The organism is Kitasatospora sp. NPDC092286, from assembly GCF_044755565.1.
Taxonomy (GTDB): domain Bacteria; phylum Actinomycetota; class Actinomycetes; order Streptomycetales; family Streptomycetaceae; genus Kitasatospora.
Genome location: NZ_JBIVRD010000003.1, coordinates 1 through 26,002 on the forward strand (window position 1 = coordinate 1; position 26,002 = coordinate 26,002).

Sequence of the window (26,002 nt, forward strand, 5' to 3'; positions counted from 1 at the left end):
GCCCCTCAAACGCGCCCAACACCGCAACTGGCCACCACCCCAACCAGCCACCGTCACGATCACCAAGCGAGACACGAATTAAGTCACCGGCATTGCGGCTAGGGCTTGTCCGGGCGATCATGTGCGGAGCCAGATGGCGAGGGCTGCTGCGGTGACGGTGCCGAGGTAGGCGTAGCCGCGTTTGTCGGGTTGTGACCGCTCTGGCGTGCTTGAACCGGATGCCGCGTCTGCGCAGGTAGGCGCGACACGGCCCGTTGCTGTAGGCCTTGTCGGCGGCCAGGCTGTCGGGCTTCTTGCGGGGCCGGCCCGGACCGGTCCGCGGGATCCGGACCGCGCACCGCGCAGAACGGTGTACTCGGACCGGCGTCGCCGCCGCAAGGCTGCGTGACCACCATTGGTCTACTCCAATCTGTCCTGAATACGTCGTCACAGCGGGCGCCGGTCTGCCGTTCACTGTTTCTTCCGAGCCGCCGGGTCACTGCCCCGCGACCGGTCGATGTGGGAGTCGTGATGCGAAGATCCGTGCGCTTTCTGATCGTTGGGGTTACTGCCGTGCTCGCTGCCGGTGTGGTGGTGGCCGTGCACATCGATGGCCGGGTGCCGCTCGTGCCCGCCCTGTGTGTGGACGGGTTCGTCGGGGTCGGCTGGCTGTCGCTCGCCGCCCTGGCCTTCCCGCGGCGACGGCCTCCGGTCGCCCCGGTGGACGACGGCGTGGGGCCACTGTTCCTCGCCGACCTCCCCTACCGGCCGGAGGGCGAGCCTCGCGCCACCGCGCCCTGGAGAGGCCGCCGCTGGCCCTGACCCCGACGTTCGGAACCGGCCGAGATCACTCCGCACCCTTTCCGCGGCGGGGGGCTCCTGTCACGATGACACGGGACCCCAGAAACGAGGGAGAGTTACGGTGTCGACGGTGCGCGTGAGTTCGGCGGTCATGACCCACCCGGTACGCCTGGTCCAGGCCCGCGAGCTGGCCGAGCGGCTCGGGCTGGACGGCCTGGCGCTCGATCCGGAGCCGGACGGTCCGCCCTCGGCCCTCCGGACGGCCCAGGTCGCCTGGGCGGCGGCGGACTCCGGGGGGAGCCACCACCTCGTCGTCCAGGACGACGTGTCCGCCCCGGAGAACCTGGTGGCGCTCGTCGGCCGCGCGGCCGCCCGGTTCCCCGACGAGGCCCTGGTGTTCTACACGAACTGGCACGCGCGCAACGGCGGCGCCTCCCGGCTCGCCGCGCTCGCCGGCGCCGCCTGGGTGCGGGCCGTGCCCGACGAGTTCACGCCGTCCCTCGCCGTCTGTCTGCCGCTCGACACGGCGGACGGCTTCCGCCGGTTCAGCACCGGCAGCGCCGAGCGCCACGACGACGAGCTCTTCTCCGTCTTCTTCCGCGCCCGCGGCCGGATGAGTCTGATCGCCGTGCCCAACGTGGTGGAGCACATCGGCACCAGCAGCATCAACGGCCATGCCACCCAGGGGATCCGGCTCGCCGTCTGCCCCATGGACGCCGCCGACGCCGAGCCGCTCCTGGAGCACGGCCGCGTCCTGGAGGAGCCGGGGTGGATCCCGTACATGCGGTACGGCGAGGGCTACATCCGGCTCGTGGGCCAGGAGAACGGCCCGGACGGCGGGCGCGGCCATCACCGTTGGCTCGACGCCCTGCCGATGACCGGCCTCACCGAGCGCGCGGTGCGCGACGCGGTGGCCGACGGCATGCCGGCGGACCTGGCGTCGGAGGTGGCCGGGCGGTTCGGCCGGAGCTTCGCCGAGGAGCTGTGGATCCACTGCCTGCTGCTCGGCCGGCAGGCGGCCGAGGCCGCCCGTCGGCTGGGCGGCGACCCCGGCGGCGTCCCGCCGGCCGCCCTCGCCCGGCTGCGGGACGCGGCGGTGTCCACCGCCGGTCCCGCCGGCCTGCCGCCCGAGCGTCGCCCGGAGGCCGGGCCGGACGAGGTGCGGCTCATGTCCGCCTTCGCGTGGACCGCCGTCAGGGCCGGGCAGCAGTGGCCTCCGGCGTGACCTCCCCGGTGACCGGGTGGGTGATCCACACCGCGGGCTCCCAGTACCCGCCGAGATCCCGTGCGTGCTCGATCCGCAGGGTGGCGAGGCCGCCGGGGAACACGTAGTCGCCGTCCTCCGGGAAGGCGAGACCGGTCCAGCGCTCCCATTCGGCCACCGTGCCGGTGATCCGTGACGAGCGCTCCGAGGCGCCGGCGATCGCACCGCCGGCGCCCACCTGGGTGCGGATCCACGGGTCGAGCGGAGCCCCGTCCGCGCGCCGCCAGGTCGCGTACCGCTCGATCGGCACCAGCGGGTACCGGTCCTTCCAGGTGGGCCGCACGGGCACCAGCACCGTCTCCAGGCCGGCCCGCCGCGCCACCTGGCGCATGCCGTCGAGAAGCACGCTGGAGAAGCCCTTGCGCTGGTAGTCCTCAGCGACCTCGATGCCCAGCGCGCACAGGGCGCCGGCGGTCCGGCCCGCGGTGCGGTCCGCGAACGCCCGGGCGATGGAGTCGTCCAGTCCGGGGCCCAGGTCGGCGGCCGTGCCGTCCCAGGTCCGCGGCAGCGAGCGTCCGGCGCCCGCCACCACCTCGCGCTCGTCGTCGTACAGGACGAACTGGTAGTCGGGGAAATCCGCGAACAGCCGGTCCCAGTAGCCATCGTTGACATCGCCGTGCAGGTTGTACTCGGGCACGATGCCGGCGAACCGTTCCGGCATGCGGTCCCACAGTTCGGGTTTCTCCGCGTGGGTCACCACGATCAGGGCCATCGGGCCGTCCTCCTCTTCTTGTGGGTCTAAGCGGGGACTTCGACGTCCCAGACGATGACGATCGGCAGCCCGTCCCAGGCCGCGCGGGCGGCGTCCGCGATGAACTCCTCGTAACCCCCGGGCGCGAGACTGCCGTTGAAGAGCGGCTCGTGACAGGCCCGCACCCGCAGCCCGGCTCCCGTGAACGCCTCCAGGTACCGCCCGGGCAGATGGACGTGGTTGCGGACGAACGCGAGCTGCTCGGAGTCGTGCACGAAGACGCACTGCCCCTGGAGGGCGATGACGAACGGGTGCAGGTCCGAGACGATGATCCGCCCACCCGGACGGACCACCCGGGCCAGCTCCGCCACGCCCGCCGCCAGGTCCGGAAGATGGGTCATGGCCAGCGAACAGACGGCGAGATCGACCGAGTCGTCCTCCAGCGGCAGGCTCTCCAGGCGCCCGACCCGGAACTCGGCCTGCGGAGCGCGCTCACGGGCCTTGGCCAGCATCTCGGGCGACTGGTCCACGCCGATGGTCCGGTGCCCGCGGGAGACCAGGGCGCCGGTCTGCCGCCCGGTACCGCAGGCGGCGTCCAGGGCGGTGCCCGCGGGAAGGGTGTCGAGGATCCCGTGCAGCACGGGCTCCTCGACCTCGATGTACGAGCTGGGCAGCGAGTCGTACACCGCCGACCAGGAGGCGTAGCCCTCGGCCAGGTCGAGTTCGCTGACGTCGGTGCCCCCGTCCGGCAGCTCCCCGTCGCCCGACACGAAGCGCCGGATGTCCTCGACGCGTGCCTTGAGGAACTCCTCCTCGCCGTCCAGGGCGTGGCGCAGCAGCGCCAGGCCCTGGATTCCCAGGACGAGTTCCCTCACTCGAAATTCATTGCTCATGCGAATGCCTCGTTCTTGACCGGAGGTGACGGATGTGCGGTAGCCGGTCGGCTTCGGCTGAATTCCAGCTACCCGGCCCGGCGGTAGAGGACTCTCCCCATCCGGTTCGCTGTCCGAAAGGCGGCCTTGAATGACCGGTTTCGCGGCATCGTTGCCCGGAATTCCCGGAACCCCCTACGATGGCGGGCCGAAGCGGCCGAACACCTATTCGCCGGCCGTTCGCTCTGCTGGGAGGCGGAATGATAGAGGGATATCTCGGCCGGGAAAGCGTCACCGCCGGGGAGGAGCTGACCGTGCACGTCTCCACCGACGCCGCCCGGTTCCGGCTGAGGTTCTACCGGTTGGGAGCGGAGCTGGACCTGGTGGCGGAGACCGGCCGGCGCCCCGGTTCGCTCCACCTGCCGCCCGCGCACCCCGACGGCGTCCCCGGCCGGGCCTCGCCCGCCGACGGCTGGGACTGGCCGCCGCTCACCGTGCCCGTGCCGGAGGACTGGACGCCCGGCATGCACCTCGTCCAGTTCGTCGAGGACGGCGACGACCCGCCGCTCCTGGACGCCGCGAGCATCGAGGGCCCCGCTCGCGAGTTCTTCGTCGTGCGGCCCCGGCGGGCCGGCAGCCGGTCCGGCATCCTCTACAAGAAGTCGACCTTCACCCGGCATGCCTACAACCGCTCCGACCGGCCGGACGCGGAGCGCGCCGTCAGCCTCTACGACCACCCCGTGTACCTGCCGAACGACAATCCCCGCGGGCACAAGGTGAGCCTGCACCGGCCCGGCGGAATCATCGACCTCGCCTACTGGGACGCCCCTTTCATCGCCTGGCTGGAGCGCAACGACTATCCGGTCGAATTCTGCACGGATCTCGATCTGCACGAGGATCCGGATCTACTGTCCTCGTATGATCTGCTGCTCAGCGTCGGCCATGACGAGTACTGGAGCGAGGCGATGCGCAGCCATGCCGAGCGATTCGTCCGGGACGGCGGGAACATTGCTTTCCTCAGTGCCAACACGTGTTGGTGGCGCATTCATCCGACCGACCGGAACACCGCCTTCGTCTCGGACACCGACCACCACGTCGGGGACGAGTACCCGCACCTTCCCGCGACCGACCAGTGGTGGCCGGCGGCGCCCGACGGCGTGGGCCGCCCCGAGAACTCCCTCACCGGGGTGAGTTTCCGCAACGGCGGCATGTGGGCGGGCACCGAATGGCCAGGGGACCGTCCGCGCGAGGGGTACACCGTGCAGCACGCCGACCACTGGGTCTTCGCCGGCACCGGGCTGCGCGACGGCTCCGACGGCGGTGAGCCCGACCGGCTCGGCGCGGGCACCCCGCTCATCGGGTACGAGTGCGACGGCGCCGCCTACGTCCGGGACGACCACGGCGTCGCCCGCGCCAGCGGCGAGGACGGCACTCCCACCTCCTTCCTCATCCTCGGCATCCACGTCCTCGAACCCGTCCACGAGGACTTCCACCACTTCAAGTGGGGCCACTGGAACGGCCCGGCCCGGGAGCCGGGCATCACCAGCCCCCGGGCCGCGACCATGGGTGTCTTCACCGCCGGCGGCACCGTGTTCTCCGCCGGTACCACCGACTGGCCGGTGGTCTGCGGGAAGGATCAGGACGCCGGTGTCGTCCAGGTCACCCGCAATCTCCTGGACCGGCTGCGGCACCGCTCGTCACGAGCCTGAGCAGTTCCCCCAGCCCGCGGATCCGGGCCGCCCCGTCCGGCAGGGGCGGCTCGGATCCGAGCACCGCCGGGTCCGGCCGGCACAGGTGGACGGACCGCATCCCGGCCGAGAGCGGGCCGAGCACGTCCGGCGCCCACATGTCCCCGACGAACAGCACGTGTTCGGGCGGCAGTCGGCACCGCTCCAGCAGCGTCCGGTAGATCAGCGGGTGCGGCTTGCGCGCGCCCGCCCGGGCGGAGCCCACCACGACGTCGACCGACCCACCGAGGCCGACGTCCTCCACGCAATCCTCCAGGTTCCAGAACCAGTTGGAACAGACGCCGACCAGCAGCCCCTGCGCGCGGAGCTCTTCGAGGACGGGGCGGGCGTCCTCGAAGAGCTCCAGCCGGAGGGCCTTCATGGCGCGGTCGATCTCCTCGACCAGGCCGTCCAGCTCGTGTTCCGGCACCCCGCAGTCGAGAGCCCTGCGCCGAAGCCGGTCCAACTCCCAGCGGTGGTAGTCGTTCTCCGCGGCGGAGTGGACCGCATGCTCCTCGCCCTCGCCGGGGCCCACCGCCCACTGGTCGCCCCAGCGGGCGCCCTGGGCGGCCAGGCCCCGGCGGTCGAAGATCGCGCGGTGGTCGGGCGGCAGCGGCTCGACCATCCGCACCAGCGTCCCGTAGAAGTCGAAGACGACGGCACGGACCTCCGGTGGCAGCACGTACGGCACGGGCCCGGCCTCAGTACCGGCCGTGCCGGCGCGGGAAGTAGTCCTGCAGGTCGCCGTCCCGTTCGATGTCGACGGTCGCGCAGTGCAGCCCGCCGCCGAACGGCCCGACCGCCCGGAACGGCACCGGGACGATCTCGAATCCGTACGAGGACAGCTGCTCCGAGAGCCGGACCTCCTTCTCCTCGATGCACAGGGTGTTCTCGTCGAGGTTCAGCATGTTGCCTGCGAGCCACGGGCTGCAGAACGACAGCTTCGGCGGGTGGTCCCAGCTCGCGGGCTGCACCGCCTCGATGATCTCCCAGTCGTTGAGCCGGAAGAACTCCATCAGCTCGGCGTCCGCGAGCCGCTCGCCGCAGTGCAGCACGAGCCCGGGGCGCAGCGGCACCCAGGTCGCGTCGATGTGCAGCGGGTGGGTGTTGGTGGAGGTGACCGCGTGCACCCGGTGGTCGGGGAAGTGGCGCTTGAGCCACTGGTAGCCGCTGCGGTTGGTGACGAAGGACAGCTGGACGAAGAGGTCCTTGCCGAAGCGGGCGACGTCGGCCGCGTCGAACAGCGGCTCGGCCTCGGTCAGCACCAGGTCGTAGTCGCGGACCCGGGCCAGCTGCTCCTCGGTCGGCAGGTCGTTGTAGGTGTCCCAGAACTTGGTGTTGAAGGAAGCGTCGGTGAGCCGCGGCTTCGGTGCGGCCTCCCAGCGCATGTTCTCGTCGGCGTCGAACAGGCCCTGCAGAACGGGCCGGTAGCACAGGTACTCGTGCCAGCGGCTGCGGTAGGACATGGTCGCTTCCAGGACCTCGTTGCCGACGGTCAGCAGCAGGTCCCGGGGCGGCATGCAGCCGAACATGGAGTCCTGCGTCCAGTCGGGCGTGCTGACCTGCTGGGTGAAGTCGACGGGGGTGGGGCGGTCCACCCTGATGCCGCGGCGGCGCAGCATCTCGGCGAAGTCGTCGAGTTGCTCCTCGGCCTCGGCGACCATGTCCTCGGGCATCGGGCCGTAGGTGCCCAGGGGGAAGCCGTCCTCGGGGTAGTCCCGGCGCACCGCGTGCTCGGGAGCCTGGACCACGGTGCCCTCGGCCCGCCCGACGATCACGTGGCGCAGCGGGTCCCAGCCGTTCCAGGCGTTGACCCGGAGCGGCCTGGCGGAGGCGTCGGGAGTCTCGTCGGACGAAGTCGTCATCTGCTCGGTCACGTAACAAGCCCTTCGTATCGGGATCACGTGGTGCAGAGGCCTAACCTGCGGGTACCGCCCCGGAGGAGTCAAGCGTTGGGCCCTCTGCGGGACACTGAACGTCATCTTCCGGCCGAATGTTCGCGCCTCTGCGACGCGGAGTGATCAGACGGGTAGTCAGGAGGTTGCCCCCATAGTGAACTTGGAGACCTCATGGCCATTCGCATGTCCTACCGCCCCCTTGTCCTCACGTTTCTCCTGTCTCTCGCGGCCACCGGATGCAGTTCCGGGTCGGGGAGCGGGTCCGAGGCGAGCGGCAAACTGACGGTGTGGCTGGCCGTGGACGCGCAGGAGAGTTGGCCGCAATTGGTCCAGTCCACCAACGACCGGTTCACCAAGGCCCACCCCGGAATCCAGGTCGACGTCCAGTACCAGCAGTGGACGACGAAGAACCAGAAGCTGGACGCCGTCCTCGCCGGGAAGAACGTTCCCGACGTGGTCGAGATGGGCAACAGCGAGACCACCAACTACATCGTCAACGGCGCCTTCGCCGCCGTCGACCCGGCGCGCTTCGACCAGTCGGACGCCTGGCTGCCGGCGCTCGCCGACGCCTGTCGTGCCGACGGCAAGACGTACTGCGTGCCGTACTACGTCGGAGCCCGGGTCGCGATCTACCGCACCGACCAGTTCTCCGGCGCGGGTGTCGCCGGCGCCCCGAAGACCTACCCCGAACTGCTCTCCGCGCTGGACAAGCTGAAGGGCACCTACAGCGCCGGGGACCCCAACTACTCGGCGCTCTACATGCCCGGCCGCTACTGGTACGCGGCCATGGCCTTCGTGAAGGACGCGGGCGGCGAGATCGCCGTGAAGGACGGCGGCAAGTGGAAGAGCTCGCTGTCCTCGCCGCAGTCGGTGGCCGGGCTCACCGAGTGGAAGCGGCTGATCGACACGTACTACGTCGGTGACCGGGCCAAGGACAACAGCGACCAGCCGGCCGTCATCGGGCAGGGCCGCGTGGGCGTCTTCTACGGCAACACCTGGGAGGCCGACGCCGCCGCCGACGAACGCTCCGGCGGGGACCCGAAGCTGAAGGACAAGTTCGGCACCTTCCCCTTCCCCGGCCCGTCCGGCAAGCTCCTGCCGCCGTTCCTCGGCGGATCCACCCTGGCGGTGCCGGCCAAGTCGACCCGCAAGGACCTGGCCGCCGACTGGATCAAGATGTTCACCGACCGGGAGTCGCAGAAGACCCTGATCGAGGTGAACACCCTGCCCAACAACACCACTCAGCTGGCCGAGGTCGCCGGCGGCGGCATCAACGGCCCGGCGGCCCAGGCCGCCGCGACCGGAGGCTGGATGACCCCGTTCGCGCCCGGCTGGACGTCGGTGGAGAAGTCCAACATCCTGCCCGAGATGCTGGAGCGCATCGCCAACGGCAAGCAGTCCGTGCAGGACGCCACCCGTGAGGCGGACCAGCGGATCAACGAAGTGATCAATGAGCGCTGACCGGGGCCGGCGGCGGCGTCCGAAGCTGCTGCCGTACCTGCTGATCGGTCCCACCGTCCTCGCGATGGTCCTCGTGCTCGGCTACCCGCTCGTGGACATGGTCGTGCTCGCCTTCCAGGACATGACCCGCGAACAGCTCTTCAGCGGCGCCGCACCGCCGTGGGCCGGACTGGACCAGTTCAGGAAGATCCTCGGTGACGGCTTCTTCTGGACCGTGGTGGGCCGCACGGTGCTCTTCACCGCGGTGACCGTCGTGCTCACCGTGCTCTGCGGGCTGTTCACGGCGCAGCTGATGCACCGGGTCTCGCCCTGGGTGCGCGCCGTCATCTCCGGTGTGCTGGTCACCGTGTGGGCGATGCCCGCGATGGTCGCGGCGTCGATCTTCCGCTGGCTCTTCGACACCGACTACGGCGTCACGAACTGGGTGCTCTCCGAACTGCCGGGGGTCGACATGATCCACCACAACTGGTTCATCGACCCCTGGCAGGGGTTCACCATCATCGTCGCCGTCGTGGTGTGGGGCTCACTGCCGTTCGCCGCCATCACCCTGCGGGCCGCGCTGGCGCAGGTCCCGCACGAACTGGAGGAGTCCGCGGTGCTGGACGGTGCCCGGCCGTTCCAGGTCTTCCGGCACGTCACCCTCCCGGTGATAAGACCGGTCCTCCTCATGGTCACCACGCTGAACGCGATCTGGAACTTCGGTGTCTTCAACCAGATCTGGCTCATGCGCGGCGGCCAGCCCGAGCGGGAGTACTACCTGCTGGGCGTCTACTCCTTCATCGAGTCCTTCGCGGTGAACCGGTACAGCACCGGGGCCGCGATCGCGCTCGTGACCGTCGTGCTGCTGCTCGCCGGATCGGTCGTCTACCTGCGTCAGATGCTCAGGACGGGAGAGCTCGAATGAGACGACGACGGTCGCTGGGCCACGACCTCCTCGGGCTGCTCGTCGCCGCGGTGATCGGCTTCCCCGTCTACTGGATGGTGCTCACCGCGTTCCGGCCGGCCAACGAGATCCTGAGCCTTCCGCCGAAGTTCTGGCCGGGCCGGCTCTCGTTGGACAACTTCGCCCGGGCCCTGGGCTCGGAGACCTTCTGGGCCAACGTCCGCTCCAGCGTCATCATCGGCCTCGGCACCGTCGTGGTGTCGCTGGTCGTCGGCACGCTCGCCGCGTTCGCCCTCGCCCGCTTCCGCTTCACGGGCCGCAAGACCTTCGTCGTGGTGATCCTCATCGTCCAGATGGTGCCGCTGACGGCCCTGATCATCCCGCTGTACCTGCTGCTGAACGACGCCGGGCTGACCGACAGCCTCACCGGGGTGATCCTCACCTATCTGGTGTTCACCCTGCCGTTCACGGTGTGGATGCTGCGCGGATTCATCAACGGGGTACCCGTGGAGCTGGAGGAGGCGGCCATGGTCGACGGCTGCGGCCGCCTCGGCGCGTTCCGCCGGGTGGTGCTGCCACTGCTCGCACCCGGCATCGTCGCCACCTCGGTCTTCGCGCTCGTCCAGGCCTGGAACGAATACGTCCTCGTCTACATCCTGTTGTCCACTCCCGAGAAGCAGACCGTCAGCATCTGGCTGGTCTCCTTCACGACCAGCCGAGGCACCGACTACGGCGGCCTCATGGCGGGTGCCACACTCACCGCCCTGCCCGTCGTGGTCTTCTTCCTCATCATCCAGCGCCGGATCGCCTCCGGCCTGGCCGCCGGCGCCGTCAAGGGCTGACCCCGCACACCGAAAACCCGGCTCCCCCGGTCGCACCCCGTTCACGTCCACAGGAGGACTCCGTGACGCACGACCGTCTCGATCTCGTCTCCAAGCTGTACCAGCCATCAGGCTGGCCCCGCGTCCTGCAAGCGGCCGAAGGAGCCGCGTCGGACGCCCCGCTCGTCGTGGATCTCGATCCGACGACCTTCTGCGATCTGGCCTGCCCCGAGTGCATCAGCGGAAAGCTGCTCAACCAGGGCCGCTTCACCCCCGAGCGGCTGGCCGCGCTCGCGGAGGAACTGGTCTCCATGTCCGTCCGGGCCGTGGTGCTCATCGGGGGCGGCGAACCGCTCGCCCACCGGGGCACCCGTAAGGTCCTGCGCATCCTCGGCGAGGCCGGCCTGGCCGTCGGGGTCGTCACCAACGGCACCATGATCGACAAGAACCTCGACGAACTCGCCCGCTACGCCTCCTGGGTCCGCGTCTCCATGGACGCCGGCACCGCCGGAACGTACGGCCTCTTCCGCCCCGACCGAAAGGGCCGCAGCGTCTTCGACAAGGTCGTCGCGAACATGCGGCTGCTCGCCGAGGCGAAGACCGGCGCCCTCGGCTACTCCTTCCTCGTCATGACCCGCCAGGAGCCGGACGGCCGGGTCGTCAGCAACCACACGGAGGTCCTGCAAGCAGCCGAGCTCGCCCACGACATCGGCTGCGACTACTTCGAGACCAAGGCGATGTTCGACGATGAGCACCACGTCATCCAGGTCTCCCAGGACCTCCTCGCATCGGTCGACAGTCAGCTCGCCGAGGCCGCCCGGCTGGAGAGCGACACCTTCCAGCTCATCAACTCCTCCACGCTCACCTCGCTGCGCCGGCACACCGGGCCGGTCCAGCCCAAGGAGTACCACCACTGCCGGGTCGCCGAGCTGCGCACCCTGATCACCCCGTCCGGGGTGTACATCTGCTCCTACCACCGGGGCAACCCGCTGGCCCGGATCGGCGACGCCGTCACCGACAGCCTGCCCGACATCTGGAAGACGTCGGACCGCGGCATCGTCGACCCGAGCCGGGACTGCCGCTTCCACTGCGCGCGGCACCGGTCCAACCTGGAACTGGAGCGAATAGCGGAAGGAACGGGCGCAGTCCCCCCGGGAGAGGACTACGACCCGTTCCTGTGACCGTCACCCGGCGCTGACGCCGACCCTGGTCCCCGCCCGGGCACTCCGGCTCCCCGGAGCCGCCCGGGTGGGGATCACCCGTGCCCCGGGGAACGGGCCGCGCAGCGCGTCGGCCAGCCGCGCCACCACCCCGGGCGTGTCGGCCGCGGGGCACACACCCACCAGCGAACCGCCGCCGCCGGCCCCGCTGAGCTTCAACGGCAGGCCGGCGGCGCGCAGCGCCAGCGTCCGCAGCTCCTCCAGGACCGGGGTCGACATGCCCTGGAAGTCGCGCATCGCCTCGTGCGCCCGGGTCATCGCCTCCCCCAGCGCCTGGTGGTCGCGCCGGCGCAGCGCCGCCCATGCGGCGCCCGACGCCCGGTCGGCCTCGGCCCGGTACGCCGCCAGGGCCGGATCGCCGGCCGCCAGCTGCGCCCGCACCGTGCGGATGTGGTCGGCGGTGTTCTTCCGGGTGCCCGAATCCACCACGACCACCCGCCAGTCCTCCGGGAACTCCAGCCGTTCCCGGACCACCGGCAGGCCGCGCTCCCGGCCGTCGATCAGCAGCGCACCGCCCTCGGCGACGGCGAGGTGGTCCATGCCCCCGCCGTTGAACCGGGCGAACTCGAACTCGTACGCCCACTGGACGATCGAGGCGTCCGGCACCGGCACGCCGTCCGGTGCCCCGGCCGCCTCGGCGTACGCCCGGAACAGCGCCACGATCAGCGCCGTGGACGAGGACAGCCCGCTCGCGGAGGGCGCCTCGCTGCTCACCCGCACGGCCGGCGCCGGGCCGGCCGCGCCGGGGAGCCGCTCGCCCAGGAACGTCCACACCTGCGCCGACCAGTCGGCCTCCACCGGCTGCTCCGCCCCGGACGGTCCGCCGGGCACGACCTCGACCGTGGTCCGCAGGTCGAGGGCGAGGCTGACCGAGCGGCCGTCGCCCAGCCAGTCCAGGTCCTCCCCCGACAAACACGCCCGGCACGGCACCGCGACGCGGATCGATTGCTCCTCGCTCACCTTGCCCGGAACCTCCCGTCCGTGAGAAACGCGCGGTACATCTCCAGCACGACCCGCGTGGGCGGGTGCAGCGGCGCCGGCGGGTCGTCGAGGGGCCGGAACTCCGCCCGGCGCACCTCGTCCGCCCCCGGGGAGAGCTCCCCCGACCAGTTCCGGGCCACGAAGCACAGCGCGAAGCAGTGGTTGACGTCCCCGTTCGGGTAGGTCACGGTGTGCACGGCCGGATCGGACAGCGAGCCGAAGGCGACCAGGTCGTCCTTCCCGACCCGCAGCCCGGTCTCCTCCGCCACCTCCCGGACGGCGGCGTCGGCGAAGCCCCCGTCCTCCTCGCAGGCTCCCGCGGGAAGCTCCCACACACCGTTGTCCACCCGCTGCTGGAACAGCCCCCGGCCCGCCTCGTCGATCAGCAGGACCTGGGCACCCGGAACCAACAGCCGCCGGTCGCCCACCTTCTGACGCAGCGACCAGACGTACGATCCGACATAGCCCATGCTCGTACCACCCCCTCCGACGTGCGCCCGACGCCGGGCGGTCACGGGGGCACAGACTGTCACGCGCCGTCCTCGCTGAGCCAGCGCGGCACCGCTTCGGGCGTCTTCTCCAGCCAGCGCACATAGCGGTCGACGCCCTCCGCGACGTCGATCCGGGCCTGCCAGCGCAGCAGTTCCCGGGCCCGCTCCGTGGAGGCGTACCCCCCGAGCGGATCGCCCTCGGGGCGCGGGGTGACGATCCGCCGCGCCTCGGGGAAGTAGGGCATCAGCAGGTCCGCGACGTCCCGGATCGCCGTCGGACGCCCGGTCCCCACGTTCACCGTCCGGCCCGCCATCCCCTCCTCGACGAGCGCGAGCGCCGTCGCCTCGGCCACGTCCTGGACGTGGACCATGTCGCGCACCTGGACGCCACCCCCGTTCAGGCGCATCGGGCGGCCGAGCTTGGCCTGCAGGGACAGCCAGGGAACCATCCAGGAGTGGCTGCCCGGCTTCGGGATCTGCGGATCGCCGTAGACGGAGAAGTAGCGCACGATCGCGTACTCGGCCCCCGACGACGCCCCGAGCATCAGCCGGGTCTGGTGCTCCGCCCACAACTTGCCGTTCGCGTACACCGACAGCGGGAACAGCGCCTGATCCTCGTGGAACATGTGCGGGCCGGGCGAGTCGGTGGGGCCGTCGCCGTACACGGACGCGGAGGAGACCAGCACCAGACGGCGCACCCCCGTCCGGGCCAGCTCCTCCAGGACGACCTGGGTGCCCTGCACATTGGCCCGGAAGGCGATGTCGGGGTTCCGGGTGCAGGCGGCCACGTCCGCGTAGGCGGCGGCGTGGACCACGAAGTCGGCATCCCGGAGCAGGCCGGCGACCACCTCGCGGTCACAGATGTCGCCGACGACGAGCCTGGCCCCGGACTTCTCGGTCCCGAATATGGTGTGGCCGTTCTCGGGGTAGGCGTCCATCCGGTCCAGGACGACCACGTCGGCACCGGCCCGGCGCAGCAAGGCGGTGAGCCGGCTGCCGACCAGGCCCCCGCCTCCCGTCACGACGACGCGGGCATCGCGGAGCTTCTCCAACCGGGACTCGACGCTCTCACCGTCGTCGCTCCCGGCCTCGTTCAACGGCGTGTGCGATTCAGCGGACATAGGGGGTTCCCTCCGTGAAGACGGCGAACTCTCGAATACGCGCTCAAACACAGCCACATGCTTCACACGGAAGGTGGCGTGCCCATCCAGCATCCTTGGGACACCAACCGTGACACCAGTGCGAATTCGGCACTCTTGCCAGCCTCCGGCTCTATCCGTACTGTCCGGAATCGATGGCACCCGCAGTAGCCGATTACGACACGAGTGCCACCAAGTCCCCCACACCCCATCAGAAAGAGGGAAACCACGTGACACGCCATCAGCTCAGCGGTGTGGTCATGACCCACCCCAAGCGCCGGCGGGCCGCCGAGCAGATGGCCCTGACCGCGCCTCCGGGCGCGCTGCGCGTCGTCATGGACCCGGACCCGACCGGCACTCCGTCGGTCCTGCGCACGGCCCTCGCCGCCTGGGAGGCCATCGAGGACGGCGCCACCCACCAACTGGTGGTCCAGGACGACATGCTGTTGTCCGAATCGTTCTTCGAACGGGTCAACCTCGCCATCGACGCGATGCCGGACGCGGCGCTGGCGCTGTTCGCCCTGTGGGACTCCCGCAACGGGGCCGCGGTCCGCTTCGGCGCCATGGCAGGCGCCCGCTGGGTCGGCGCGGTCAACGAGTACTTCCCGTGCGTCGCGATCGTACTGCCCCGGTCCGTCGCCGAAGGATTCGTCCGCTACGGCCGCGAGCGCCTCGGCGGCTGGCCCGACGACATTCTGATGCACCGTTATCTGAACGACAGCGGTGTCCCCCGCTACGTCTCCGTCCCCAACCTCGCCGAACACCAGGACCGCGGCTCGATCTCGGGCAACGCCTTCCGGGGGCCGCGCCGCTCGGTCGGCTTCCTGCCCGGCGACCGGCCCGGCGACGAGGAGCGCCGGCTGACCGGCCTGACGGTCCTGCCGTTCTTCAAGTACGGCGTCGCGCGCTGCGCGGTGCGGGTCACCGGACCGGGCCCCGAGCGCTGGCTGCACATGGACTGCGAACAGTACCTTCGCGGCCTTGAGCTGCCCCGCTCGCTGTTCACGCCGCCCGGGCCGGAGTCGGACGCACCGGACGTCCGGGGGACCTGGCTCACGGCCCTCGCCATGGGTCACGAGGCCGCCCGCCTCGGCCTGGACGTCGACGCCACCGGACCGGCCGAACGAACCGCGGTGCACGCGGAGGCGATCGCGACGATCGGGCCGGGCGGCATCAGCAACGCCAGCACCGAGGAACGGATCGCCGAACGCCGCGAGGCCCTGGCAGCCGTGGCCCGCCGGGCGCTGGCCGCCGGGCACGAGGCCGCCGACCGGCCGGCCCCCCGCCGGCCCCGGCGGCCCGCCGGCCTCGCCGTACGCGGCGGCGCCACACCGCTCGGCGAGCACCTCGTGGGGAGGCTGACCGACCTGACCGGCGACGGGGCACCCGACGCCGTCCTCGACCTGACCGGCCTGCGCGAGGGAGCCCCGGCCCGGGAGCTGAGGATCCAACTGCCCGACGACCCACGGCCGTACACCCTGGCCGTCGGCGAGGTGTACGGCCCCGGCTGCTCCCGGGACACCCTCATCGGGCGCATGGTGTGGGACGCCCTGCGCAGCCGGCCGGTGACCGTCCAGGGGAGCCCCGACGCCGAGACGCACCCCGTGTACACGGACGACCTGGCCGATGCCATCCTGGCGGTGCTCCGCACCCGCCCTACGGCCCACACCCTGACCGTCGCGGCCGAAAAACCCACCACGATCGGCGAGTTGGCGCACGCCGTGCACGCGGCCGTCCGGCCCGTACCGGTGCGGGCCGAGCCATCTCCACCCGGACCGCCCTCCCCCCGAACCGAGTTCGCGACCAACCCCCGCCCGCCCGCGTGGACACCGGCCACGGGATACGCGAAGGGACTGCACGCGTTCGCGCAGTGGCTGGCGTACGAGGGAACGCTGCTCACCGTCGTCTGACACCGCCCGGCGAGCCGCCCGCCACGGGAATACCGTCGTCGAGCGGGAACACGACGCCCCCGCGCGCCCCCGCGCGCCGGGGCGTGGCCGGGGTGTGTCCACTCGTCCGGTGGCGGAGATTTTGCATCGGCGCACGTCGTGTGATCGGCTGATGGCCCGATCTGCCCACATGGGCATTGCCGACGAGGAGAGTGACCCATGGCGGGCTTCGGCTGGAAGCTGCACGGCGACGGAAGGAGCCCCGCGCCCGGTGCGGTCGTCAAGCCGGACGAGCGGCTGAGCTGGGGGCGCACCGTCGGGCTCGGCGCCCAGCACGTGGTGGCGATGTTCGGTGCGACCTTCGTGGCACCGGTCCTGATGGGGCTCGATCCCAACCTGGCCGTGATGGTCTCCGGGGTCGCGACCATCTTCTTCCTGCTGGTCACCGGCGGGCGCATCCCCAGCTACCTCGGCAGCAGCCTCTCCTTCGTCGGCGTGGCCGCGGTGATCAAGACCCAGGGCGGTGACGCCGCGACACTGACGGGCGCCATGCTGGTGGTCGGGGCGGTGCTCGTGGCCTGTGGCGCGGCGGTCCGGGCGGCGGGCGCGCGGGTGATCCACGCCGTGCTGCCGCCGGTCGTGACCGGTGCCGTGGTGATGCTGATCGGCTTCAACCTGGCACCGGTCACCGCCGGGACGTACTGGCCGCAGGACCAGTGGACCGCACTGCTCACCATGGTGTTCACCGGCCTCGCCCTGGTGGTGCTGCGCGGCTTCTGGTCACGGATCGCGATCTTCCTCGGCCTGGTCTTCGGGTACGCGATCTCCTGGGTCCTCGACCGGGTCTTCGGGCAGATCCACGCCGCCAACGGGGCCGGAGTGGTGACGGACCACTGGCGGCTCGACCTCTCCGGCGTGGGCAAGGCCGAGTGGCTCGGCCTGCCCAGCCTGCACGCCCCGAGCTTCTCCGCCTCCGCCGTGCTGGTCGCGCTGCCCGTCGTGGTCGCGCTGATCGCCGAGAACGCCGGACACGTCAAGGCCGTGGGCGAGATGACGGGTGACCCGCTGGACGACCGGATGGGCGCGGCGATCATGGCGGACGGCGCCGCCACCATGATCTCCACCAGCGTCGGCGGCCCGGCCACCACCACCTACGCCGAGAACATCGGTGTGATGGCCGCGACCCGGGTCTACTCCACCGCCGCGTACTGGTGCGCCGCCGGGTTCGCGATCCTCTTCGGTCTCTGCCCGAAGTTCGGCGCGGTGATCGCCGCGATCCCGGGCGGCGTGCTCGGCGGGATCACCGTCGTCCTGTACGGCATGATCGGCCTCCTCGGCGCCCAGATCTGGGTGCACAACCGGGTGGACCTGACCAACCCGCTGCACCTCGTCCCGGTGGCGGCCGGTGTCATCATCGGCATCGGCAACGTGTCCCTGAAGTTCACCGACAACTTCTCGCTCAGCGGCATCGCCCTGGGCACCCTGGTCGTGCTGATCGGCTACCACCTGCTGCGCCTGATGGCCCCCGCCCACATGAAACAGCAGCAGCAGTCCCCGCTGCTGGACGCGGGAACCAGCGAGTACGACAGCGGCGCCCCGGAGCGCTGACCCCAACTCCACGCACGGACGGCGGCCCGGTGTTCAACACCGGGCCGCCGTCCGGTTCCAGGGCCCTGAAACCATCGTGAAACCGCGCTGAATGCGCCCTGCCGCAAGCTCTGCGGCATGACGACAGCGACATCGCACTCACTCGCCATCGCGGCCAAGGGGCTGCGCAAGGCCTACGGGGACAAGACGGTCCTCGACGGCATCGACCTGGCGGTGCCGACCGGCACGGTCTTCTCCCTGCTCGGCCCGAACGGCGCCGGCAAGACCACCGCCGTCAAGATCCTCTCCACCCTCGTCACCGCCGACGCCGGCGACCTGCACGTCGGCGGCCACGACCTGGCCGCCGACCCGCAGGCCGTGCGGGCCGCGATCGGCGTCACCGGGCAGTTCTCCGCCGTCGACGGCCTGATCACCGGCGAGGAGAACATGCTCCTCATGGCGGACCTGCACCACCTCTCGCGCCGCGAGGGCCGCCGCACCGCCGCCGAGCTCCTCGGGCGCCTCGACCTGGTGGAGGCGGCCGGGAAGCCCGTCTCCACCTACTCCGGCGGCATGAAGCGCCGCCTCGACATCGCCATGACGCTGGTCGGCGACCCGCGGATCATCTTCCTCGACGAACCGACCACCGGCCTCGACCCGCGCAGCCGCCACAACATGTGGGGGATCATCCGCGAGCTGGTCTCCGGCGGCGTCACCGTCTTCCTCACCACCCAGTACCTGGACGAGGCCGACGAACTCGCCGACCGCATCGCGGTGCTGAGCGACGGCAGGATCGCCGCCGAGGGGAGCGCCGACGAGCTGAAGCGGCTCGTCCCGGGCGGGCACGTGCGGCTGCGGTTCTCCGACCCGTCCGCGTACCGGTCCGCCGCCGTCGCCCTGCGCGAGGTCACCAGGGACGACGAGGCGCTGTCACTGCAGATCCCCGGCGACGGCAGCCAGCGCGAACTGCGCTCCATCCTCGACCGGCTGGACTCGGCCGGCGTCGAGGCGGACGAGCTGACCGTGCACACCCCTGACCTCGACGACGTGTTCTTCGCCCTGACCAGCGGCACCGACGCCCCCGACCAGCCCCAGGAGACCGTCCGATGAGCGCCCTCTCCCTCGCCGTCCGCGACTCGACCACGATGCTGCGCCGCAACCTGCTGCACGCGCGGCGCTACCCGTCCCTCACCCTGAACCTGCTGCTCACGCCGGTCATGCTGCTGCTGCTCTTCGTCTACATCTTCGGAGACGTGATGAGCGCGGGTATCGGTGGCGGCGGCGCCGACCGCTCCGAGTACATCGCCTACATCGTCCCGGGCATCCTGATGATGACCATCGGCAGCACCGTGATCGGGGCCGCGGTGTCCGTCTCCACCGACATGGCCGAGGGCCTCATCGCCCGCTTCCGCACGATGGCGATCCACCGCGGCTCCGTGATCATCGGGCACGTCGTCGGCAGCGTGCTGCAGGTGCTCGCCAGCCTGGTCCTCGTCGGTGCCGTCGCCGTGGCCATCGGTTTCAGGTCCACGCACGCCACGGCCCTGGACTGGCTGGCGGCGTTCGGGCTGCTCGCGCTGTTCGCCCTGGCGCTCACCTGGATCGCGGTCGGGATCGGCATGGCCAGCCCGAACGCCGAGGCGGCCGGCAACAGTGCGATGCCGCTGATCCTCCTCCCGCTCATCTCGAGTGCCTTCATCCCGGCCGACACGATGCCCGGCTGGTTCCAGCCGATCGCCGAGTACCAGCCGTTCACGCCGGCCATCGAGACCCTGCGCGGCCTGCTGCTCGGCACCGGGATCGGCGACAACTGGTGGATCGCGGTCCTCTGGTGCGTCGGCCTGTCCGCGCTCGGCTACCGCTGGTCGACGGCGTTGTTCAACCGCGACCCGAAATGAGCGCGCGGGCTGCCTCCCGCAGCTCGTCCCGCCCCAGGGCGGCGTACTCCGACACCGCGTCGGCGTACGCCGCCCGGTCGGCGTCCTCGGCCGCCCTCCGGGCGCGGTCCGCCGACATCGTCGGCTGGAAGTCGCGCAGCACCAGCAGCCGTTCGGCCAGCGCGATCATCCGTACGGTACCGGCGTCGCCGGACGCGAGCCCCGCCAGGCCGAGCGCGTGCAGCACCGTCCCGAACACCGGGAGCTCCATGGGCAGGCGGGACGGGCCGGAGAGCAGCGTCCGCAGCCGCTGCCGCAGCCGGTCGACCGGCTCCGCGACCAGTGCGATACGGCCGGCGTGCGCGTGCGCCGTCACCGACGCCGACTGGATCTGAAGCGCCCACGGGTCGAGCCGGGCGTCGTCGCCGTGCATCGAACCGGCCGCGAGCATGCGCTCCACGGCGCCGCGCCACAGGCCGAGCCCGGTCTCCGTCAGTCCGCGGGCGAGCGCGATCTCGGCGCGCCCGCCGAGGTCGGGCCGGTAGAAGGCGTCCCGCTGCGGGGTGTCGTCGCTCTCCGTCTGCCGCAGCCAGTGCTCGGCCTCGTCGGGGTCGTCGCGCTGCAGGCAGGCGAGGACGAGGAGCGAGCGGATGCCGATGTGGTCGTGGCCGTCGCCGAGCCGCGGCAGCACCCGGAGCGACGCCTTGAGGTGCTCGTACGCTTCCTCCCCCTGCCCCGTCCGCAAGCACAGCTCGCTCAGCCGGGAATGCACCATGAGCCGCACGGAAGGATTGTCGACCGGTGCCAGTGCGACGACCGTCCGGCGGGCCGAGGCGAGCGCGCGGTCGATCTCGTGCTCGTGCTCCCAGACGTAGGAGGCGATGCACTCGGCGACGCCGGCGACCAGCGGTTGCTCGCTGTCGCAGAGCTCGCGCAGCACGTCGTAGTCGGGAGGCAGCATTCCGGGGACCGCGCTCAGCACGAACGCGGTGGCGCGCAGCAGCGTGTCCGGCGGGGCCGGGGGCAGCCTCCGGAGGGTGACGAGCTGGCGTACGGCGCGCGGGCCGTGGCCCATGAACAGGCTCGCCGCGCACAACACCGCGGCGGTTCGGGCGACTTCGACGTGTTCGGGCCCGGGGTGGTAGTGCGACAGCGGCGGGCCGGTCTCCGCGGCGAGGGCGGCGAGGCGGGGAAAGCTGGAGTCGGTGGACCACAGAGCGGCGAGCACGGCGGTGAGGGCGGCGATGCTGGGGCCGTCGGTACGGGCCAGGGCGTGCCGCAGGGCCGGCACGAGGTTGTCCTGCTCGGCCTTGATCCGCTCCCAGGCGGCCGTCGACTCCGAGGCGAAGAGCGCGTCGTGGTACGCGACCCCGAAGTCCCGTGCCCAGGCGAGGAGCCGGCCGACGGCCTCGTCCTCCTCGCCCGCCGCCGTGCGCCGGGCGGCGCTGAACTCCCGTACGGTCTCCAGCATCCCGAACCGCACGCCGGCCGGGGTGTCGGCGACGGTGAGCAGCGACTGATCGGCCAACTGCTCCAGAAGAGCCGGCGCGTCCTCGCCGAGCACCTGCTCCGCCGCTTCGCCCAGGAAGCCGCCGGGGAAGACGGAAAGCGTGCGCAGCGCCGCCCGGGCGTCCTCGGCGAGCAGGTTCCAGCTCCACTCCACGACCGCGTGCAGCGTGCGGTGGCGCTCCGGCATGTCCCGCGCCCCGCCCCGCAGCAGCGCGAACCGGTCGCCGAGACGGCGGGCGATCTCCGGCACCGACAGCACCCGCACCCGCGCCGCGGCCAGCTCCACGGCGAGCGGCAGCCCGTCGAGGTGGCGGCACAGCTCGGCCACCGCGTCCGGCGGCAGCCCCACGCCGGGCCGGGCGGCCCGGGCCCGCTGGGTGAACAGCTCGACCGAGGTGTCGAGACCGAGCTCCGGCAGTGCGTACACCGCCTCCGATGTGAGGCCCAGCGGGGCCCGGCTGGTGGCGAGCACCCGCAGGTCCTTCGAGGACGAGACCAGGGCCTGTACGAGGTCGGCGGCGCCCCGGACGACCTGCTCGCAGTTGTCCAGCACCAGCAGCGCGGACCCGGAGCCGAGCACGCCGAGGATGCCGGACACCGGGTCGGCCGAGGCGTGGCCGCTCACCGCGCCGGGCCGCCCCTCGCCCGCGCCGAGCGCGGAGGCCACCTCCGCGGCCACGTCCTCGTCCGCGGTGACGCCGGCGAGCGGCACGAAATACACCACGCGCTGCTCGGCCCGGCGGCTGACGGCGTGCGCGAGCCGGGTCTTGCCGAGGCCGCCGGGGCCGACGACGGTGACGGCGCGGGAGGCGCGCAGCAGCCGTTCCACCGCCGCGATGTCCTCGTCCCGCCCGAGCAGCGGGTTCGGCTCGTGCGGCACGCCGTGCCTGACCACGGGCGCCTCGCCGCGCAGCAGCTCCCGCTGTACGGCCTTGAGCCCGGCGCCCGGATCCGTGCCGAGTCCGTCGCGCAGCTCACGGCGGTACGCCTCGTACCGCGTCAGCGCGGCGGACGGGCCCGCCGTCGCCGCCTCGCCGCGCAGCAGCTCGGCGAGCACCTCCTCGTCGCGCGGATGCGCCGAGGCGGCGACGGCCAGTGGCCCGGCCGCCTCCGCGTGCCGACCCAGCCGGGCGAGCGCGAGCGCCCGCGCGCGTACGAGCGTGCCGCGGACGGGGGCGCGCTCGGTGCGCAACGCGGCTATGGGGTCGCCGGTGTCGCCGGCCGCGTCGGGGGTGCCCTTCCACAGCGCGAGCCCGGCCTCGGCCGCGGCCAGCGACCCCGCGTGGTCCCCGGCCCTGGCCCGGTCCGCGCTCGCGGCGGCGTGCAGCAGCAGGGCGGAGCTGTCGATCTGGTCCTCGCCGAGGGTGAGCCGGTATCCGGTCGGCGTGCTGACGATGACGCCGGCGCCCAGCTGCGCCCGGGCCCTGGACACGAGGACCTGCAGCGCCTTTCCCGGCCGCTCCGGCAACGCGTCCGGCCACAGCCCCGCCACCAGCCGCTCGGTGCCGCAGCCCGTGCGCAAGTCGCCCGCGAGCAGCGCGAGGAGGGCACGGAGCCGGGGCGCGGTGACCTCCTGTCCGCGATAGGCGACACGCGGCAGCAGGGTCAGGTCGGTGGTCACCTGGGTAGATTAGCCAAGGCGTCGGCCACCGGAACTCCCGCTGCGCGGGCCCCGCACTCCCACCGGCCGAACTCCCGCTGCGCGGGCGGCCCTTGCCCAACGCGCTTCCGCCCACACGAAACCCTGATCGGCAGGACGATTCCCGTGCGGGGGGCCGGAGTCGGCCGACGAGGTCAGCAACGGCCGCCCCGGGTCAGTCGCGTCCTCGGTGTGATGCCCACCAGGTGAGCGGGGCCGGCGGGAGGCAGACCGTCAGGTAGATCGCCACCGCCGGCAGCACCGGCTCGCCCAGGCGGTGCTGGTCGGCCGCGAGCAGTCCCAGGAAGAGCACCAGCACGCCGTAGACCGGCCGCGGGGCGCGCTTGGTGATCCTCATGCCGCACTCCTTGGTCGGGCGGGCTGGGCGTTCTCCAGGTCTCCGCTGCGGCTGATCGTGGATGTCCGGTTCGCCGGCGGGCCGGCGGGTGGGCGGGTCAGCGCCGGATCGCGGGGGCGGCGGACGCGCCGTAGGCCCGCAGCCGTCTCTCCCGGCCCTGGGGCCGGACCCACCCCAGGTCCGTTCCACAGACGCCGAGGACCGTGCCGAGGGCGTGGCTCATCGCCGCGTGGACGGCGGACCGGGCAGCCGTCGCCGACCCGGCGGCGGGGGAACGGCTGTCGGCGAGATCGGAGAGCCGGCGGGCCGGGTTCCAGCCGAGGTCCACGACACCGGCGGTGTCGTCCTCGTCGCCGGAGGGAGGGCACGGTCCGAGCGTGACACCGGGAGCGCCGAGGTGGCCGGCGACGGGCAGCCCGGCGAGAGCGGCGCTGCGCCGGACGGCCCCGACGGCCTCGGGGCCCAGCCCGAGTTCGGCCGGGGTCCGCCCGGGCGGACGCCGCACCAGGACATCCGGCGGAACGTGCACCCCGCTGCCGCGCGTACCGCCGACCCGCAGTTCCCAGCCGAGACGGTCCCGGCGGGCGTCGAGGCCGAAGGCCGGGAGGAACTCGGCGAGCGCGGTCTCCATGCTCGCGGTGACGGTCTGCCGGGCCGCGAAGGCCGGCTGCTGGGGCCGTTCCATGGCGGCCGCGTCGGACAGCCGGCGGGAGGACCGCCAGTGGAGGGCTATCAGCCCGTCGCACCGGTCGTCATCGTCGAGCGGATCCGCGGGGCACAGGTGCACCCCGGGGCCCTGGCCGCCGAAGGCGACCGGCAGGCCGGAGAGCAGGACGGCCTCGGTGATGCGGTCGGCCAGCAGCGGATCGACCTGCCTCGGCAGGTGCGCGAACCGCCCGCGGATCCCGTCCAAGAACACCCCCCGTTCGACCGGTCGGGCCGCCGGCGAGCACCCGCCGCGAGGTTACCGGCGCACCCGGGCGGGCCGCCCGCGAATCCGGAATCTGACCGGATTCCGCCGGTCGGCGGCGCCGAGTACCGCTGCCGGCCGCAGGGTTCGCGGCTCTGCCCTTACGGGCAGTACCGACCGGCGGACGGGCCAGGTTCGCGGAACCACCTTGACATGGCGTCGGCGGGGCGATGAGGTCCGTCGGCGTGCTCGCCGAGGCCCTCGTCTCCGGTCGGCGCCAGATCGCCACCGAGCTGCGGGCGGGCGACCGTCAGTGACGGCTGCCGGCCGCTCCCCGGGTGGGGAGCGGCCGGCAGGCGGTGCCGCGGCCGGGCCGCCGGGCCGCCGGGCTCAGGAGGCCGGGTTGCCGACCAGCTGGAGCGGGCCGTTCAGGGTGTTCGGAGTGCAGCCCGGACCGGCCAGGGTCAGCTGGTCACGGGTGTTCACCACGCTCAGCGGGCCGGTCAGGGTGGTGCCGCAGAACCGCACCGTGCCGGCGCCCACCGCCTGGACCGGGCCGGTGAGGTCCGATCCCGTGACGACCAGGCTCGCCCCGGCGCGGACCACGACCGGGCCGGTCTGCTGGGCGTCGGTCAGGCAGGTGGTGCCGGTGCCGACCACGAGCGGGCCGGTGTGGCGGCCGGTGACGGTGCTGGTGCAGGCCGGGCCGGTCGCGACCTTGGCGCGGAAGTCCAGGGCGTAGGCGAGCTTGCCGGGCTTGGCATCGGTGATCGGCGCGCTCAGCTTGCCGAACTCGCCGCCGGTGGGCTTCTTTCCGGCGTTCCACGGGGTCAGCCGGCCCAGCTGGTCGGCGGTGCGGCCCTCGGCTATCACGATGTCCCCGGGCGCGGCCGACATGGCCTGGGAGGCCGTTCGGACCGCCGCCAGGTAGGAGGCGGAGTCGGCCGGGTCGTAGGAACCGGGCAGGCCGATGCCCTGGCCCCGCAGCCAGTCGCCCCAGAGGAACTCCAGGTACTCGGCCGCGTCGTCCGGGACCGAGTAGCCGATGTCGCGGGTGAAGTAGACGAGGCTGCGGTACGGGTCGTCGTGGAAGTACGCCAGACCCAGGTGCTGCGGCAACTGCTCGACGGTGAGCGGCTGGTTCCTCTCGTCGACCAGGCGGACCCAGTCGCGGGCCCGCATGGCCTGCCAGAAGGCGGCCGGCGACAGGTCGCTGAAGTCGGCCCGGACGATCAGGCGGATGTGCAGCTGCGGACCGCCGTCCGGGGCCTCCAGGAAGGAGGTCAGGGTGTGGTGACCGTCGGTCAGGTAGAGCGCGCCGCCCGGTCCCACCACGACGGTCTTCATCCCGGCGCGGCTGGCGGCGGTCTCCTGGCCCGGCGCGAGGGCGCAGGTGAAGGTCGACGGGTCGGCGAGCCGGGCGCCCGGCCGCACCGTCACGGCCTCGCCCTGACCGTTGGTCTCGCACCAGTCGTTGAAGCGCTTGTTGACGGACCCGTTCAGCTCGTCCTTGGGCGAGGTGTAGCGGCCGAGCTTGTAGTAGACCTCGTCGTAGCCGATCGAGGACTGGGTGGGGCGCAGCTGGTCCAGGCTCACGTCCAGCAGGTCGCCGGGCTGGGCCCGCAGGGCCGCACCCGCGGCGGGCGCGGTGGCCGCACCGGCCGGGGCGGCGAGTCCCGCCAGGCCACCCAGTGCGAGCGCGCCGGCCGCCGCGGCGGCGAGCAGCCCGCGGCCCGGGCGACGACGCCGCGACAACGGTGCGGGGGTGGGGCCGGTGTTCATGGTTCTCCTGCGGGTCGACGGCTGACGGCAATGCGGTGCTGGCGCATATCCATCCATCACCTGCGGCTCGACCGATAGCCGCAGGGCGGCATCGGGGTGACGGGAGCGTGAACTCTGTTCGTCACGGCGGCCGGCGGGCCCGCACCGGCCACCGCAGGACCGCCGGATCCCCGCCCCTGTCATGCACGCACGACCGGCGGTCCGCCCGGGTGGAGCAACCCGT

22 protein-coding genes are annotated in these 26,002 nt (G+C 72.2%); 11 read left to right on the forward strand and 11 right to left on the reverse strand.

Annotation, left to right across the window (positions count from 1 at the left end):
• The first annotated feature begins 552 nt into the window (after nt 1–552).
• On the forward strand, nt 553–801 hold the full coding sequence (locus ACIQIB_RS04620; RefSeq protein ID WP_363606301.1) for a hypothetical protein: 249 nt from the start codon (nt 553–555) through the stop codon (nt 799–801).
• A 100-nt stretch (nt 802–901) separates the two neighbouring features.
• The gene (locus ACIQIB_RS04625; protein WP_400756621.1) at nt 902–2,005 is read left to right on the forward strand and encodes a hypothetical protein; all 1,104 of its coding nucleotides are present in this window, start codon (nt 902–904) and stop codon (nt 2,003–2,005) included.
• Here ACIQIB_RS04625 and ACIQIB_RS04630 read toward each other — a convergent pair.
• Complete coding sequence (locus ACIQIB_RS04630) at nt 1,974–2,756, reverse strand: N-acetyltransferase (RefSeq protein ID WP_400756622.1); 783 nt, start codon at nt 2,754–2,756, stop codon at nt 1,974–1,976. The two genes, ACIQIB_RS04625 and ACIQIB_RS04630, sit on opposite strands and share 32 nt — an antisense overlap.
• A gap of 26 nt (nt 2,757–2,782) precedes the next feature.
• Nucleotides 2,783–3,628, reverse strand: a complete 846-nt coding sequence (locus ACIQIB_RS04635) for a class I SAM-dependent methyltransferase (RefSeq protein WP_400756623.1) — start codon at nt 3,626–3,628, stop codon at nt 2,783–2,785.
• 239 nt (nt 3,629–3,867) lie between these two features.
• Between ACIQIB_RS04635 and ACIQIB_RS04640 the strand changes: the two genes are divergently transcribed.
• A complete protein-coding gene (locus ACIQIB_RS04640) occupies nt 3,868–5,316 on the forward strand; it encodes a N,N-dimethylformamidase beta subunit family domain-containing protein (protein ID WP_400756626.1) in 1,449 nt (482 codons plus the stop codon).
• Here the strand turns inward: ACIQIB_RS04640 and ACIQIB_RS04645 are convergent.
• Entirely contained in the window at nt 5,267–6,025 is a 759-nt protein-coding gene (locus tag ACIQIB_RS04645) for an HAD family hydrolase (RefSeq protein ID WP_400756629.1), read from the reverse strand. The genes ACIQIB_RS04640 and ACIQIB_RS04645 overlap by 50 nt on opposite strands.
• A gap of 10 nt (nt 6,026–6,035) precedes the next feature.
• A complete protein-coding gene (locus ACIQIB_RS04650; RefSeq protein WP_363606308.1) occupies nt 6,036–7,211 on the reverse strand; it encodes a serine/threonine protein kinase in 1,176 nt (391 codons plus the stop codon).
• Nucleotides 7,212–7,403: 192 nt separating this feature from the next.
• On the opposite strand from ACIQIB_RS04650, the gene ACIQIB_RS04655 reads away from it, so the two are divergent.
• The 4 genes from ACIQIB_RS04655 (at nt 7,404) to ACIQIB_RS04670 (ending at nt 11,578) form a co-directional block, all read left to right on the forward strand.
• The gene (locus tag ACIQIB_RS04655) at nt 7,404–8,693 is read left to right on the forward strand and encodes an extracellular solute-binding protein (protein ID WP_400756631.1); all 1,290 of its coding nucleotides are present in this window, start codon (nt 7,404–7,406) and stop codon (nt 8,691–8,693) included.
• Nucleotides 8,683–9,597: a sugar ABC transporter permease gene (locus tag ACIQIB_RS04660; protein ID WP_363606310.1), complete on the forward strand. Its 915-nt coding sequence runs from the start codon at nt 8,683–8,685 to the stop codon at nt 9,595–9,597. The genes ACIQIB_RS04655 and ACIQIB_RS04660 overlap by 11 nt, the downstream gene beginning before the upstream one ends.
• Entirely contained in the window at nt 9,594–10,418 is an 825-nt protein-coding gene (locus ACIQIB_RS04665) for a carbohydrate ABC transporter permease (RefSeq protein ID WP_363606311.1), read from the forward strand. The genes ACIQIB_RS04660 and ACIQIB_RS04665 overlap by 4 nt, the downstream gene beginning before the upstream one ends.
• 62 nt (nt 10,419–10,480) lie before the next feature.
• Nucleotides 10,481–11,578: a radical SAM protein gene (locus ACIQIB_RS04670; RefSeq protein WP_363606312.1), complete on the forward strand. Its 1,098-nt coding sequence runs from the start codon at nt 10,481–10,483 to the stop codon at nt 11,576–11,578.
• 3 nt (nt 11,579–11,581) lie between these two features.
• Here the strand turns inward: ACIQIB_RS04670 and ACIQIB_RS04675 are convergent, their stop codons facing one another.
• The 3 genes from ACIQIB_RS04675 to ACIQIB_RS04685 are packed head-to-tail and all read right to left on the reverse strand — an operon-like array spanning nt 11,582 to nt 14,210.
• Entirely contained in the window at nt 11,582–12,577 is a 996-nt protein-coding gene (locus ACIQIB_RS04675) for a galactokinase (RefSeq protein ID WP_363606313.1), read from the reverse strand.
• Nucleotides 12,574–13,068 (reverse strand): NUDIX domain-containing protein, encoded by a 495-nt coding sequence (locus tag ACIQIB_RS04680; RefSeq protein ID WP_363606314.1) that lies wholly within the window; start codon nt 13,066–13,068, stop codon nt 12,574–12,576. Before ACIQIB_RS04680 ends, ACIQIB_RS04675 begins: the two co-directional genes overlap by 4 nt.
• A gap of 59 nt (nt 13,069–13,127) precedes the next feature.
• Nucleotides 13,128–14,210 (reverse strand): NAD-dependent epimerase/dehydratase family protein, encoded by a 1,083-nt coding sequence (locus ACIQIB_RS04685; protein WP_400756635.1) that lies wholly within the window; start codon nt 14,208–14,210, stop codon nt 13,128–13,130.
• A 248-nt stretch (nt 14,211–14,458) separates the two neighbouring features.
• Here ACIQIB_RS04685 and ACIQIB_RS04690 point away from each other — a divergent pair, with 248 nt between their 5' ends.
• The 4 genes from ACIQIB_RS04690 (at nt 14,459) to ACIQIB_RS04705 (ending at nt 19,602) form a co-directional block, all read left to right on the forward strand.
• Nucleotides 14,459–16,138, forward strand: coding sequence for a hypothetical protein (locus ACIQIB_RS04690; RefSeq protein ID WP_400756636.1), 1,680 nt, complete (start codon nt 14,459–14,461; stop codon nt 16,136–16,138).
• A gap of 198 nt (nt 16,139–16,336) precedes the next feature.
• Entirely contained in the window at nt 16,337–17,725 is a 1,389-nt protein-coding gene (locus ACIQIB_RS04695) for a uracil-xanthine permease family protein (RefSeq protein WP_400756639.1), read from the forward strand.
• Between the two features lie 117 nt (nt 17,726–17,842).
• Complete coding sequence (locus tag ACIQIB_RS04700; protein WP_400756641.1) at nt 17,843–18,814, forward strand: ATP-binding cassette domain-containing protein; 972 nt, start codon at nt 17,843–17,845, stop codon at nt 18,812–18,814.
• Entirely contained in the window at nt 18,811–19,602 is a 792-nt protein-coding gene (locus ACIQIB_RS04705) for an ABC transporter permease (RefSeq protein ID WP_363608107.1), read from the forward strand. The genes ACIQIB_RS04700 and ACIQIB_RS04705 overlap by 4 nt, the downstream gene beginning before the upstream one ends.
• On the opposite strand, the gene ACIQIB_RS04710 is transcribed toward ACIQIB_RS04705, so the two are convergent.
• The 4 genes from ACIQIB_RS04710 to ACIQIB_RS04725 form a co-directional block, all read right to left on the reverse strand.
• A complete protein-coding gene (locus ACIQIB_RS04710) occupies nt 19,583–22,711 on the reverse strand; it encodes an ATP-binding protein (protein WP_400756642.1) in 3,129 nt (1,042 codons plus the stop codon). The two genes, ACIQIB_RS04705 and ACIQIB_RS04710, sit on opposite strands and share 20 nt — an antisense overlap.
• 193 nt (nt 22,712–22,904) lie before the next feature.
• A complete protein-coding gene (locus ACIQIB_RS04715) occupies nt 22,905–23,087 on the reverse strand; it encodes a hypothetical protein (protein WP_400756645.1) in 183 nt (60 codons plus the stop codon).
• Nucleotides 23,088–23,184: 97 nt separating this feature from the next.
• Nucleotides 23,185–24,000 (reverse strand): hypothetical protein, encoded by an 816-nt coding sequence (locus ACIQIB_RS04720; protein ID WP_363608110.1) that lies wholly within the window; start codon nt 23,998–24,000, stop codon nt 23,185–23,187.
• A gap of 387 nt (nt 24,001–24,387) precedes the next feature.
• Nucleotides 24,388–25,779 carry a ParB/Srx family N-terminal domain-containing protein gene (locus tag ACIQIB_RS04725; RefSeq protein WP_400756648.1) on the reverse strand — a complete coding sequence of 464 codons (1,392 nt, stop codon included), beginning with the start codon at nt 25,777–25,779 and terminating at the stop codon, nt 24,388–24,390.
• Between the last annotated feature and the right edge of the window lie 223 nt (nt 25,780–26,002).

Excerpts from the sequence above, each read along its gene's own strand:
- ACIQIB_RS04630 (WP_400756622.1), bottom strand. The coding sequence starts at position 2,756 with ATGGCCCTGATCGTGGTGACCCACGCGGAGAAACCCGAACTGTGGGAC.
- ACIQIB_RS04635 (WP_400756623.1), bottom strand. The coding sequence starts at position 3,628 with ATGAGCAATGAATTTCGAGTGAGGGAACTCGTCCTGGGAATCCAGGGC.
- ACIQIB_RS04640 (WP_400756626.1), top strand. The coding sequence starts at position 3,868 with ATGATAGAGGGATATCTCGGCCGGGAAAGCGTCACCGCCGGGGAGGAG.
- ACIQIB_RS04655 (WP_400756631.1), top strand. The coding sequence starts at position 7,404 with ATGGCCATTCGCATGTCCTACCGCCCCCTTGTCCTCACGTTTCTCCTG.
- ACIQIB_RS04660 (WP_363606310.1), top strand. The coding sequence starts at position 8,683 with ATGAGCGCTGACCGGGGCCGGCGGCGGCGTCCGAAGCTGCTGCCGTAC.
- ACIQIB_RS04665 (WP_363606311.1), top strand. The coding sequence starts at position 9,594 with ATGAGACGACGACGGTCGCTGGGCCACGACCTCCTCGGGCTGCTCGTC.
- ACIQIB_RS04680 (WP_363606314.1), bottom strand. The coding sequence starts at position 13,068 with ATGGGCTATGTCGGATCGTACGTCTGGTCGCTGCGTCAGAAGGTGGGC.
- ACIQIB_RS04685 (WP_400756635.1), bottom strand. The coding sequence starts at position 14,210 with ATGTCCGCTGAATCGCACACGCCGTTGAACGAGGCCGGGAGCGACGAC.
- ACIQIB_RS04695 (WP_400756639.1), top strand. The coding sequence starts at position 16,337 with ATGGCGGGCTTCGGCTGGAAGCTGCACGGCGACGGAAGGAGCCCCGCG.
- ACIQIB_RS04700 (WP_400756641.1), top strand. The coding sequence starts at position 17,843 with ATGACGACAGCGACATCGCACTCACTCGCCATCGCGGCCAAGGGGCTG.
- ACIQIB_RS04705 (WP_363608107.1), top strand. The coding sequence starts at position 18,811 with ATGAGCGCCCTCTCCCTCGCCGTCCGCGACTCGACCACGATGCTGCGC.
- ACIQIB_RS04715 (WP_400756645.1), bottom strand. The coding sequence starts at position 23,087 with ATGAGGATCACCAAGCGCGCCCCGCGGCCGGTCTACGGCGTGCTGGTG.
- ACIQIB_RS04725 (WP_400756648.1), bottom strand. The coding sequence starts at position 25,779 with ATGAACACCGGCCCCACCCCCGCACCGTTGTCGCGGCGTCGTCGCCCG.